Origin of the sequence: Soonwooa sp., from assembly GCF_032062245.1 — a bacterium.
GTDB lineage: Bacteria > Bacteroidota > Bacteroidia > Flavobacteriales > Weeksellaceae > Soonwooa.
In genome coordinates this window covers 28,864-41,320 of record NZ_DAMBQF010000022.1, presented here as the reverse complement: position 1 = coordinate 41,320, position 12,457 = coordinate 28,864, and the positions used below count along the sequence as shown (strand labels likewise).

The following is a 12,457-nucleotide window of genomic DNA, read 5'->3' as shown; positions in this document are numbered from 1 at the left end:
AATTTACTTCCTTAATTATCCTAATGCAAACTTACCATGGAAGCGGCATCCTTTGTGGGGTGGCGCGAGGCGGCGGAGCGTAGCGGAGCCGTCCGAACGCCACATCGCAAAGATAAAGCGTACAGCGGGAGTCACTTTTCTAAGTACCATGAGTTTTTCTTGCTCCTAAAAAAAGAAAAACTTCAGGAATGCTGAAGTTTAATCTTTTATTTTTGATTTGAATTTTCGTTGATAATCGTCCCACTGTTGACGACTTGTGATGTTTTTGTAGTCCTGCGTACTAATCATCGAAAAGTAAGGTTCAACATCTTTTGCGGAAAGTGCACCCATAAGACTCGTAATTGGGGCGGCATGCTCATCCAAAAATACGATGGTCGGGACCGTCGAGATGTTCATATACTTCGCGAAAGAATGCATTGTGGCGTTGTCCTTATATTCGAAATCGCGTCCTCGAAAGTTGACTTTCTCTTTGCTGTCTGCAAAAAACTTAACTGCATAGAATTTGTCAGCAATCATTTTTGCGATAACAGGATTGTCAAAAGCGAATTTTTCCATCTTTTGACACGGATCGCAGTGGTCATCTGTAAAAGCAATGAAGATTTTTTTCGGTACTTTCTTCTGCGCTTCGAGCGCTTCGTTAATCGTTATCCAATGCACTTGTGCAAAAGAAAAATAAGACGACAACGTGAAAAGTACTGAGAAAAAAATCTTCATCATAATTTTGTTTTATGAAGAAGCTCGATTTTTATCTTACTTCTTGCATTAATTTTTTAACAATAGGAGATATCAAAATTAATACTACACCGGCAATTAGTGCGTAAAGTCCTAATTGTTTGTAGCCATCGGTGTAGGTTAAAAGTGCTTCTGCTTTACCAGCGTTTTCTCTTGCTTCTGCCATATTAGCACCAATTAACCCTGCAACATATTGTCCATAAGCGGATGCTAAAAACCACATTCCCATCATGATCCCTTGTAATTTTGCTGGCGATAATTTTGTCATGATTGATAACCCAATTGGTGATAAACAAAGTTCTCCAATGGTGATGACTAATAATGCAGTTGTAAAGATGTCTAATGACGAAACGCCGTCTGTAGCAAAGAATCTTGTAGCAAATAATACATAATATCCTAAACCTAAGAAAATAAATCCTAGTCCGAATTTAATGATGGTATTCGGTTCGAGTTTTCTTTTTCCCAGCCAAATCCAAAGTAGTCCAAACAATGGCGCTAACAAAATAATGAAAAACGCGCCGCCTGAGTTATTAACACCATTTGGATCAACTGTTAATCCAACTAAAGAGTCGTTAAGGTTTTTAGCTGCAAAAATACTTAATGAACCTCCACTTTGCTCATAAATTCCCCAAAAGATAATTGAGAAAATAATGAATACCAATGCCGCAACTAATTTTTTACGTTCAGCTGCCGATACTTTTGACATTTCAAAGAATAAATAAACCAAAGTTGCGGGTCCAATGATATACATGAAATAATCTGTGTACTCGGTTTTTGAAATCATTACTTGGATCAACGGAATCAAAAGTAGCGTCCCAACATAGACTGCATATTCTGCCCATTTTGGAAGTGGTTTTGTTTTTACAATGGCATCAGGATGTCCTGGTTGTAATCCAATAGGACCAAGTTTCTTTTTAGTGAAGTGGAAATTAATCAAACTCACTAACATCCCAACAGCAGCCAGTCCAAAAGCAACGTTCCAACGGTGTGCTTCGTCAATAACTGATGACAACATATAACCTTTACCAATTGCAACACAAACGTATCCACCTAAAAATGCACCAAGGTTAATCCCTGCATAGAATAATGAAAAGCCTGCATCGGTTCTGTTATCGCCTTCTTTGTAAAGTTCGCCAACCATTGTTGAGATATTTGGTTTAAAAAAACCTGTACCAATAATAATGAAAGCTAGTCCGAAGTAGAAATAAACGTGTGGATCAACAGCCAAAAGTGTACTACCGACAATCATTAATAATCCTCCCCAGAATAGTGATTTTCTGAAACCTAAAATCTTATCTGCGAAAAGTCCACCAATAAAAGTGAAAGCGTAGACAAAGGCTTGTGTTGCGCCATATTGTAAGTTGGCTTCTTTTTCGTGGAAGTTAAGTTGGTGGATCATAAAGAATACCAACATCCCACGCATACCGTAGAAGCAGAAACGCTCCCACATTTCAGAGAAGAAAAGACTCCAAATTTGTTTTGGATATTTGCCTTTAAAATCCTGAATTTCTTGTAATGTTAAACTCATTTAAAATTGAATTGAATAAACTTCAGTGATATGTTTCATAAAAAACATCATACGAAAGTACAAAAAAACCTCCGATTGCTCAGAGGTTTTTAAGATTTATTGTTGAATTAGATTTGGTCTAGTTAACACCGTGCATCATTTTCTTCAATTTTGGAGAAATTAAAGCTAATAAGACACCCGCAATACCACAAAGGATAACGAATACCATAAAGAACTCATATAAATTGTGGATTGTAAAGCCTGCAAATGTTGTATATTCTGTTGGTAAATGCATTTCGCTAAACTTAGCCGTTTGCTCTGGCGTTAAAGTCACTTTTTTATCAAGGACATCTTGCAAGTTGATACCTACTTTTTCTTGAGCCATTTTAAATTTATCACCTGTTGCAGGAAGTATAGATCCTAATGTACCAGCAAGAGCATAACCTGCAGCATTCGAAATAAAGAAGACTCCGTAAAGTAATGATGCGAATCTTTTTGGAGATAGTTTCCCTACCAAAGATAAACCAATTGGTGAAAGACAAAGTTCACCACAAGTCTGGATGAAATATAGCAATACTAACCATTTGATAGCAAGTAATCCATCGTTACCTAAATCTTTTACATTATGCGCGATAATGAAATAACTTACCGCGATTAAGATAAGTCCCATTGCTTGTTTTAATGGAGATACAGGTTCTTTACCTTTAGCTCTCAATTTGTCCCAAAGAATACTGAAAGGTACTGCAAGCATTACAACGAAAATACCGTTAAAGATCTGTACCATCGACGCTGGCATTTGCCATCCGAATAAAAATGTTCTGTCCGTTTGGTTATCAGCGATAAAGGTTAATGAAGATCCTGCTTGTTCGAAGGCTGCCCAGAAGAAAATAATAAAGAACGAAACAATATAGATTACTAAAATCCTTTGCGTTTCTACTTTTGTAAGGGCTTTGTCTAATAAAATTAATATCGCTAATGATATACCAGAAGAGTAGATAATTGGATAAATAATTCCTTTAACTAAGGTTCCGATTTCGAATTTTGAAAACCAAATTTCGTCCACCGATAGATATCTGAATGTGAAGAATAATACGATGAATAGTGTTAAAGAACCTAATAAAGCGCTAGATGCAAATTTAGCAGATTCGTTTTCAGCATCTTTTGCATCAGACTTCTTAGGAATGTCTCCGATTGGTTTTCCTTCTGGATCGACAACATATTTGTTTTTAAGAATGATAAAAGTAACTGTTCCTAAAACCATTGCGATACCTGCAGCTAGATAACCCCATTTGAAAGCGTGTACATCTCTTTGCCCATCAACCACAACGTCTGCAATAAGTGGTACAAAATATTGGCTTAATAACGCACCAATGTTGATACCCATGTAGAAAATGGTGAAAGCAGAGTCTAGTTTGCCTTTTTCTTGTGCAGGATAAAGACTACCAACCATTGATGAGATATTTGGTTTGAAGAATCCATTACCAAAAACAATCACCAATAGACCTAGCCAAAATGCAGTTTTCGAAGTGTCTAGCGAGCTTTCGAAAGTTACAGCACTATAAAACAATAAGAATTGTCCAATCGCCATTAAGCTTCCTCCAAGGATGATACAATATCTGTTTCCTAAATATTTGTCAGCGATAAAACCGCCTAATAGTGGTGTTAAATAACATAATGCTAAAAATCCACCATAGATAATTGAAGCATTCGATTCCCCTAACATTAAGGAGTTAACCATAAACAAGGTTAAAATTGCACGCATTCCGTAGAAGTTAAAACGCTCCCACATTTCTGTGCTAAATAAAACCCACAGCCCCTTAGGATGCCTTTCTTTGGCCTGTACTGTATCCATATTTTTTATTGTTAAATTTTTGTTAAGACTGACAAATATAGCTTTTTTTTGAAAATGGCATGATGCTAATCATAAAAAGATGCTGTTTTTTGATGCTTTTCTAAACTTTGTTGCGTTTTTGAATTTTATTAAATAAAAAAATCTCCACATTGCTGCAGAGATTTTTATATTGATTGTCAAAGGATTAGTGCCCTTTTTCTTTCATAATTTTGTTGAGACGTTTTAACATCGAAAGTCCTAATAAAGTTGCAAAAATTAACAATGCAAAGTTGACTAAGAAGTAGTTGGCTTTGTTCTCATAACTGTACCAAGTACTTGCTAAGATTCCCGAAAGCTTGTTCCCGACAGAGTTTGCAAGGAAGAAACCTCCCATCATCAAAGCTGTTAATCTTGCTGGTGACAATTTAGAAACGAAAGATAATCCCATCGGAGAAAGACATAATTCGCCGACAGTAATAACACCATACGATGCAAATAGCCAAAGTGCGGATACTTTTACAAGGCCATTTTGTCCAGCATATACAGCGCCTACCATAACCAAACACGATAATGCAGAAATGAAAAGTCCTAAAACGATTTTAGATGGCGTCAGCGGTTCTTTTCCTTTTTTTCTCAATAATGCCCAGAAACCTACAACAACAGGTGTTAATACAATTACCCAAAATGGATTTATAGATTGGAAGAGCTCTGTGTTGTAAAGAAACACCTTGTTGTCATTTTTTGATTCAAGATTGGCTTTCTCATCGGTGGAAATGTTGCGGAAATAAATGTCTTTTCCTTGTTCTTTTAATGCTGAACCATCTTCAGCCTTTTGAGAACGGAATTGATCATCGTATACGTTAACATCTTTAGTTTCGTAGTTTTTTTCTTCAACCAAAAATAAAGCTGCTAAAGGTTTTTCTACAGATTCTGAAACTGAACGATCTGTATAATAATTTGCCCATCTTGTTAAAGCGGTTCCGTTTTGTTTGAAAACTGCCCAAAAGAACATACTTACCAAAAATATTGAAAGTAATGCGCCGATTGATGGTTTTTCAAGTGGATTGGCTTTAAGATAAAGTGAAACATAAAAGTAAATAACTGGTATACATGCGAAAATAAATGCATCAGTATTGGTGCTACCAAATATATTACTTCCGAAGATCATTGTTGGTACAAACCAGCCAACAACACCCGAGATAATTGCTGGACCAAAAACTTTTAAAAAAATTTCTGACAGCTTTGTATCGCCTTCTTGTACAGGCTTCATCTGTGCTGCATGGATGTAATGTTTTCTACCAATGGTGAAAATAACAAGACCTAATAACATCCCAACACCTGCGGTGATAAAGGCTTCTCCCCAACCGAATTTGTTTCGCATAAAAGCAGCAATAATGTTACAAATAAACGCTCCAATATTAATCCCCATATAGAAAATATTGTAGCCAGAATCTTTATTTGCTTTGAAAGGTTCTTCCGAATAAAGATTTCCTAAAAGTGTAGAAATAGTTGGTTTGAAGAAACCGTTTCCGATAATAATTAAAGCTAAAGATGTGTAGAAAAAAGGTTTATCCGTGAAAACGCCTAAGCCAATATATCCAGCAGCCATTAATATTCCGCCGAGATAGATGGATTTAATATAACCTAAAACTCTGTCAGCTAAAAAGCCTCCGATAAAAGGTGTTAAGTAAGTTAATGCGATAAAAGTTCCAAAAATATCATCTGCATCTTTATCAGGAAAGCCAAGTCCGCCACCAATACCTTGCGGCTCAATGAGGTACAAAACAAAAATTCCTAATATCAAATAGTAGCCAAATCGTTCCCACATTTCGGTAAAAAAAAGATAGGGAAGCCCTTTAGGATGCTTGCTCTTCATAATTTTATTTTTTCAAATTTGTCAAAAATAAGATTTTTATTCGATAGATAAAGTAAATATTAACTTCAAATTTAATTTTGTTTAACAATTAGTTTTAAATAAAAACAGCTTCCAAGTCGTTGAAAGCTGTCTGTTTTGTAAAAATTGTTTTAGAAATTCTAAAGATTTTCCAAAATATAATTGGTCATTTTTTCGTAAAGCTGAGGTCTTGTTTGACCACCGTAGATGCCGTGGTTTTTGTCTGGATAAGCCATAAAATCAAATTGTTTTTTATTCTGAATTAAAGCTTCTGAAAATTCCATCGCGTTTTGAAAATGTACATTGTCATCGGCTGTGCCATGGATCATTAAGAATTTTCCTTTCAACAATTTAGCATAAGTTGTCGGCGAGTTAAGATCATAACCATCTTTGTTCTCTTGCGGTGTTTGCAAAAATCTTTCGGTGTAGATCGAGTCGTAATATCTCCAGTTGGTAACTGGCGCAACTGCGATTCCCATTTTGAAGACGTCGGCACCTTTTGTCATCGCTAGACTTGCCATATATCCTCCAAAACTCCAACCGAAAATTCCTATTCTAGATTTGTCAACATAAGATTGATTGCCAAGCCATTTTGCAGCGGTAATTTGATCTTCGATTTCGTATTTACCAAGTTGCTTGTAAGTTGACTTTTTATAAGCTGTCCCTTTGTAACCTGTACCACGACCGTCAACACAAACAATTAAATAACCTTTTTGGGCTAACATTTCGAACCAAATTCCGTTTCCGCCGTCCCACGAGTTAGAGACTTGCTGAGATCCAGGACCAGAATATTGGAACATAAAAACCGGATATTTTTTGTTAGGATTAAAATCTTTTGGTTTGATCATCCAGGCATTCATTTGGTCGCCGACAGCATTCGGAATGGTTAAGAATTCTTTAGCTAAGAAGTTGTCTTTCTTTAATTTGTCGAGTTGTTCGTCGTTGTTTTGAAGTTCTTTAACATTCTTTCCGTTAGCATCTTTTAAAACATATTTAAAAGGCATTTTCGCAGTTGATGTTGTGTTGATGAAATAATTAAAATTCTTGCTGAAATCCGCCTTGTTAGTACCTTCTTTCTCCGATATAATCTCAGTTTTTCCGGAGTTAATATTTAATTTTGAAACAACTTTATTGATGCTTCCGTTTTGTGTAGTTTGTATAAAAACTTCTTTAGATTTTGGATTATAACCATAGTAATCTGTGATTTCCCAATCGCCTTTAGAAACTTGTTTTTTTAGTTTTCCGTTGCTGTCATACCAATACAGATGACGATATCCGTCGCGCTCAGACGCCCAAAGGAAAGAGTTGTCGTCTAAGAATTCCATGGTTAGTTTGTCGGTTTCTATCCAAGCTTTATCGGTTTCAGAAAATAATTTTTGTACCGATGCATTTTGCGTGTTAATCTTTAATAGATCAACTTTATTTTGATGTCTGTTAGAAGTCGCTATAATAATCTCATTGTTGGCTTTAGTTTGGAAAATCTGAGGAATATAATAGTTTTCAAAACTTCCTAAGGTAAGTGTAGACAATTTTGAAGATGCTAATTGATACAAATGTGCCGTAACGCTCGAGTTTTCTTCACCAGCTTTTGGATATTTGTAAGTCATCAATTTCGGATATAAATTGTTGTTGTACAACGGGATATTGATTTCTGGGACTTTAGTTTCATCAAATCTTACAAACACAATGGCGTCGCCAGCTTTGTTCCATTGATAATAATCTGGGTGGCTAAATTCTTCCTCATAAACCCAGTCGCCAAGACCGTTGATGATTTCGTTTTTCTTACCATCTGTCGTTATTTGCGTAATTTTTTGAGTGTTTAAATCTTGATAAAATAAATTATTATCAGCGATAAAAGCCACTTTGGAACCATCAGGAGAAAATTTTGGTTCCTGTACCCATTTGCCATTGTTTAAGCTAACAACCTTTCCGTTTTTAAGGTTTTTAACATCAAATTTGCCTAAGAAAGAATGTCTGTAGATTGGCTCGCTTTCTTTTAGAAGTAAGATTTGAGATTCGTCATCAGAAAAAGTGTAAGATTCAAAATTGCCATCAACGATATTTCCTGATTTTGTCGATGTTTTATAAGAATATTTTGCTATTCCACCTTTTTCAATCGTTGTATAATTTTCGCCATCTTTCAGAGAAGCAATTCCAGCAATGCCTTTTCCTCTGTAGTAACCAGAATATATTTTGTCTAATGTAATTTCTTGTGCTTTAACATTATAGAATGCTGCAATCACCAAACTGGATAATATTATCTTTTTCATTATAAATAATTGGAATTAACTTTCGTAAAGATACAGATTTTGGCAAGATATTAAGGATTTGTAAATGCTTATCCGCAAGTCTTGGCAACATTCTTGTATGTTTTTAAAAACACCAAAAATAATTTACTATGGAAAATACTGATATTAGAAGTCGCCTTACAAAATTTGAACTTGACAATGAAGTGCTTTATACTAAATTTAATTCTTATGCTGAGGCAGAACAATTTGCAAACGAAAACAACGGAAAATTAACGGAAGTTGGTTTCTTAGACGGTAATGATAATCCTGTATTTGACGATTCGGCTGGCTTAATTGCTAAAAAAGATTATTTCGCAGCAGAGCCTAACCCGAATTATGAGATTATCCATTCGGGAAATCCTTTATTCAAAGAGCTTGTTGCAAAGTATGTTAAAAGAGATTCAGAAATTACAGATAAAAGTGTTGAAGAAGAATTGTTGTCAGATTCTGATTCTTTAATCTCTGAAGACGGCGTTTTTGTGATTGATAAAAAAGGTGAAATCCAGAAGGTAACTTCACGAGAACGTGTGCGTTTTTTGATGCACACCAAAGTTTACGAACTTGGCGTTTTAATTCCTAAATCTTAAAAAAAATGACAACTCGAAAATATTCCAAAAAAGCGCAAGAGAAAATCGGCGAAGTGATGCATGAGTTTAAAGAAGGAAAATTAAAATCGAGCTCTGGCAAAAAAGTAACTGATAGAAAACAAGCGATTGCTATTGGTATTTCGGAGGCTCGAGATGAAGGTTTGAAGGTTCCAAAAGATTCTACAACCAAGAAATAATAATTTAAAAGTCAACTTTGGTTGGCTTTTTTTGTGTCTAATCTCATTTTGTGACTATTATAATTTATTAGTAATTTTGCAGCCTTATGACAAAACGAAATCAACAGCCTAACACGGTGGCTTTCCATACTTTAGGTTGTAAACTTAATTTTGCAGAAACTTCAACAATTGCCCGTCAATTGACTGACGCGGGTTATGATAAAGTGGAGTTTGATCAACCTGCGAAAGTCTATATTATTAATACATGTTCGGTTACCGAAAATGCAGATAGAGAATGTAAGCTTCACGTAAAGCGTGCGATGAAGGCAAATCCAGAAGGCTTGGTAGCAATTATCGGTTGTTATGCGCAATTGAAGCCTGAAGAAATTTCTAATATCGAAGGTGTAGATTTGGTGCTTGGTGCCAAAGAGAAATTTAATATTTTAAGTTATCTCAACGATTTAGAAAAGGCTGAAAGTTCGGCTGAGATTCATTCTTGTGAAATTGATGAAGCCGATTTTTTCATTGGATCATATTCAATTGGAGACAGAACGCGTGCTTTTCTAAAAGTGCAAGATGGCTGCGATTACAAATGTACTTATTGTACAATTCCGTTAGCTAGAGGGATTTCTAGAAGTGATACTATCGAAAATGTTGTCAATAACGCTAAAGAAATTGCAGCGAAAGATATTAAAGAAATCGTTTTGACTGGTGTTAATATCGGCGATTACGGAAAAGGTGAATTCGGAAACAAAAAGCACGAGCATACTTTTTTGGATTTAATTTCAGAGTTGGATAAAGTTGATGGTATTGAACGAATTAGGATTTCTTCTATCGAACCAAATCTGTTAAAAGACGAAAGTATCGATTTGGTATCGAAAAGCAGAAGTTTTGTTCCGCATTTTCATATTCCGTTGCAATCGGGAAGCGATGAAGTTTTAAAAAAGATGAAACGCCGTTATTTGACCAATCTTTATCAGAATAGAGTTTCAAAAATTCGAGAAGTAATGCCTGACGCTTGTATTGGTGTTGATGTTATCGTTGGTTTTCCAGGTGAGACCGAAGAGAAGTTTATGGAAACTTATAATTTCTTGAACGATTTGCCAATCAGTTATCTTCATGTTTTTACTTATTCTGAAAGAGAAAATACAGAAGCAAGTGATATGGATGGTGTTGTGCCAATCCCAGAACGTAAAAAGCGTAATAAAATGCTTCGTATTTTATCGGAGAAAAAGAAAATGGCTTTTTATCAAACGCAATTGGGTAAGACCTTGCCAGTTCTTTGGGAGCATGAAAACAAAAATGACTTTATGTATGGTTTTACAGAGAATTATGTTCGTGTTAGAAAAGCATTTGATATCAATTCTGTTAATCAAATAGAAATGTTAAAACTTACGAAGATCGATGAAGAAGGTGTTGTTGCAGTAGAGGCTGCTTTCGAAGATTTCTTAGCAAAGATTTAAAAAAATATACTTTAGATAAATAAAAAAGAGAGTCAAATATTTGACTCTCTTTTTTTATGTTTTAAAACCAAAGATTAAGGTTTTGGTCTCGTAATACTTTTATAAACTTGGAAGTTAAATACAAAAGTTCTGTTTCGCATATCAACTAAAGGATATGTTGACGCTTGATAATATTTATCTCTTGCAAATGCAGCCCTAGAAGGCACAATAATGATACCCTGTAAGTTAGGTGTTGTAGAATCATCCACTTCAGTTGATTTAAAATGTTGTAAAGCTTCTGTAAAACCTTCAATTTGATAAAAATTACGGTCTGTATTATTGTTGTCAGCCATAAACTTCTCAGTTACATAATAATAAGGTGGGTCAACTTGTACGTTTCCAGACCCAAAAATGTCATTTGAGAAAACTGTTCCGTAACGGAATTTAACTTCATTATCCTCATTAGTTGCCCAATACGTTGTCGTTGTGCTCATTATTCTCAAACTATCTGTTGGTGCGATCGTCTTACCTGGATCTGGTTGCGCATTAGCTCTTTTAATAATGATAGTACCGTTAGATAGCGTTTCTTTTGGGTAAGTGGAAAGTTTAGCTTCATTATCGTCATCAGCACTTGTTGTACTAAACGCTTTAACATTACCTTGTGCATCGAAATAATTATTATCTAGAAACTTGGTAATCGCTTGGTCATCGTATTGATTTTGCACATCAATTGTTGGCTCCGTATAGACTGGAGCGTCATCTGCATTGTCTTTCTTACAGCTCTGTAGTGCTAGTGCACATACTGCAAAACCGAATAATATTTTTTTCATTTTTGAATTTAATCTTAAATTGCCGATTATTTAACGGAGCAAAAGTATAAAAAATATGCGAATTGATAAATTTTTGTGGAGTGTTCGATTTTATAAGACAAGAAGTATTGCCGCTGACGAGATCAAAAAGAATCGTGTAAGCATTGGTGCATCGCCTGTAAAGTCTTCTAAAGAGGTGAAAGTTGGCGATATTATAAAAATTAGAAAAAATCAAATCGATTATAAAATTGAAGTTTTACAAATTCCCAAAAGTAGAATTGGCGCTAAGTTTGTGACTTTGCATGTTGTCGATAGAACGGATAAAGAGCAATACGAAATTTTGAAAATGCGTCAAAGCTCCCAAAACTATTATAGAAATAGGGGAGAAGGTAGACCAACTAAAAAAGATCGCCGAGAGATTGAAGGTTTCCTAGATGTGGAAGGAGACGAAGAAGAATTGATGGATGAAGAGTCTTGGGATCAGTTTTTTACCGAAATAAAAGAAGACGAGAATTAATTCTCGTCTTCTTGTTTTTATCTTATATCTAAAGTCGCAATAATCTCATCAACTATTTCTTCTGGTGACTTATTATTTGTATTTATTGTGTAATTTGCTTGTGAGTAAAAAGTATTTCTTTCAAAAAGATGTTTTGCAATAAACTCTGGAAGCTCTTCATCGGATAATCTTGCAATGAGTGGGCGTTTTACCTTTTGTCTTAACAATCGTTCCGTTAATGTGCTAACAGAAGCTTGTAGAAAGATACTTTTCGATTTTTGGTTGATAAGTTCCATATTGTTGTAATAGACAGGAGTGCCACCGCCAAGACTCAAAACAATATTATCATCAAGTTTTAATATTTCTTCAAGAATTGATTTTTCTTCCTTCCTAAAGAAAATTTCGCCACGCTCAGCGAAGATTTCGGAAATTTTTTTCTGATGTTTCAAAATTATTTGCTGATCAAGGTCAATTAATTTGAAATTTATTTTCTGGCTTAAAAGTTTGGAAATGTGTGATTTTCCGCTTCCCATGTAGCCGATAAGGGAAATTATCATGTTTTTATTTTCAACAAATTTCGAAAAAAATTTTGAGAATCAAAAAAAAGTTATATCTTTGCACCACTAAAAACAAGGGATGTTACTCGAATGTGATAACGCAACTTGTTGAAGTGGCCGACTCGGTAGCTCAGCTGG

11 protein-coding genes and 1 tRNA gene (1 of these 12 cut by a window edge) are annotated in these 12,457 nt (G+C 35.0%); 5 read left to right on the top strand and 7 right to left on the bottom strand.

The window, feature by feature from the left end:
- Window positions 1-198 precede the first annotated feature (198 nt).
- From RT037_RS10515 to RT037_RS10495, 5 genes are all read right to left on the bottom strand, one after another.
- Window positions 199-717: a thioredoxin family protein gene (locus RT037_RS10515; RefSeq protein WP_079665992.1), complete on the bottom strand. Its 519-nt coding sequence runs from the start codon at window positions 715-717 to the stop codon at window positions 199-201.
- A gap of 28 nt (window positions 718-745) precedes the next feature.
- On the bottom strand, window positions 746-2,260 hold the full coding sequence (locus RT037_RS10510; RefSeq protein WP_313030875.1) for a peptide MFS transporter: 1,515 nt from the start codon (window positions 2,258-2,260) through the stop codon (window positions 746-748).
- A gap of 118 nt (window positions 2,261-2,378) precedes the next feature.
- Window positions 2,379-4,091 carry a peptide MFS transporter gene (locus tag RT037_RS10505; RefSeq protein WP_313030871.1) on the bottom strand — a complete coding sequence of 571 codons (1,713 nt, stop codon included), beginning with the start codon at window positions 4,089-4,091 and terminating at the stop codon, window positions 2,379-2,381.
- 184 nt (window positions 4,092-4,275) lie between these two features.
- A complete protein-coding gene (locus RT037_RS10500) occupies window positions 4,276-5,946 on the bottom strand; it encodes a peptide MFS transporter (protein ID WP_313030868.1) in 1,671 nt (556 codons plus the stop codon).
- Between the two features lie 158 nt (window positions 5,947-6,104).
- A complete protein-coding gene (locus tag RT037_RS10495; RefSeq protein ID WP_313030865.1) occupies window positions 6,105-8,234 on the bottom strand; it encodes a DPP IV N-terminal domain-containing protein in 2,130 nt (709 codons plus the stop codon).
- A gap of 128 nt (window positions 8,235-8,362) precedes the next feature.
- On the opposite strand from RT037_RS10495, the gene RT037_RS10490 reads away from it, so the two are divergent.
- From RT037_RS10490 to mtaB, 3 genes are all read left to right on the top strand, one after another.
- Window positions 8,363-8,839, top strand: coding sequence for a hypothetical protein (locus RT037_RS10490; RefSeq protein ID WP_313030863.1), 477 nt, complete (start codon window positions 8,363-8,365; stop codon window positions 8,837-8,839).
- 5 nt (window positions 8,840-8,844) lie between these two features.
- A complete protein-coding gene (locus tag RT037_RS10485; RefSeq protein WP_312323107.1) occupies window positions 8,845-9,036 on the top strand; it encodes a DUF6496 domain-containing protein in 192 nt (63 codons plus the stop codon).
- 86 nt (window positions 9,037-9,122) lie between these two features.
- Window positions 9,123-10,478, top strand: coding sequence for a tRNA (N(6)-L-threonylcarbamoyladenosine(37)-C(2))-methylthiotransferase MtaB (gene mtaB, locus RT037_RS10480; protein WP_313030861.1), 1,356 nt, complete (start codon window positions 9,123-9,125; stop codon window positions 10,476-10,478).
- 74 nt (window positions 10,479-10,552) lie between these two features.
- Here mtaB and RT037_RS10475 read toward each other — a convergent pair whose 3' ends face one another.
- On the bottom strand, window positions 10,553-11,287 hold the full coding sequence (locus RT037_RS10475; protein WP_312323110.1) for a hypothetical protein: 735 nt from the start codon (window positions 11,285-11,287) through the stop codon (window positions 10,553-10,555).
- A 55-nt stretch (window positions 11,288-11,342) separates the two neighbouring features.
- Between RT037_RS10475 and RT037_RS10470 the strand changes: the two genes are divergently transcribed.
- Window positions 11,343-11,783, top strand: coding sequence for an RNA-binding S4 domain-containing protein (locus RT037_RS10470; RefSeq protein ID WP_312323111.1), 441 nt, complete (start codon window positions 11,343-11,345; stop codon window positions 11,781-11,783).
- 17 nt (window positions 11,784-11,800) lie between these two features.
- On the opposite strand, the gene RT037_RS10465 is transcribed toward RT037_RS10470, so the two are convergent.
- Window positions 11,801-12,319, bottom strand: coding sequence for a shikimate kinase (locus tag RT037_RS10465; RefSeq protein WP_312323112.1), 519 nt, complete (start codon window positions 12,317-12,319; stop codon window positions 11,801-11,803).
- 119 nt (window positions 12,320-12,438) lie between these two features.
- Here RT037_RS10465 and RT037_RS10460 point away from each other — a divergent pair.
- A tRNA-Lys gene (locus RT037_RS10460) sits at window positions 12,439-12,457 on the top strand; it runs 154 nt beyond the window's last position.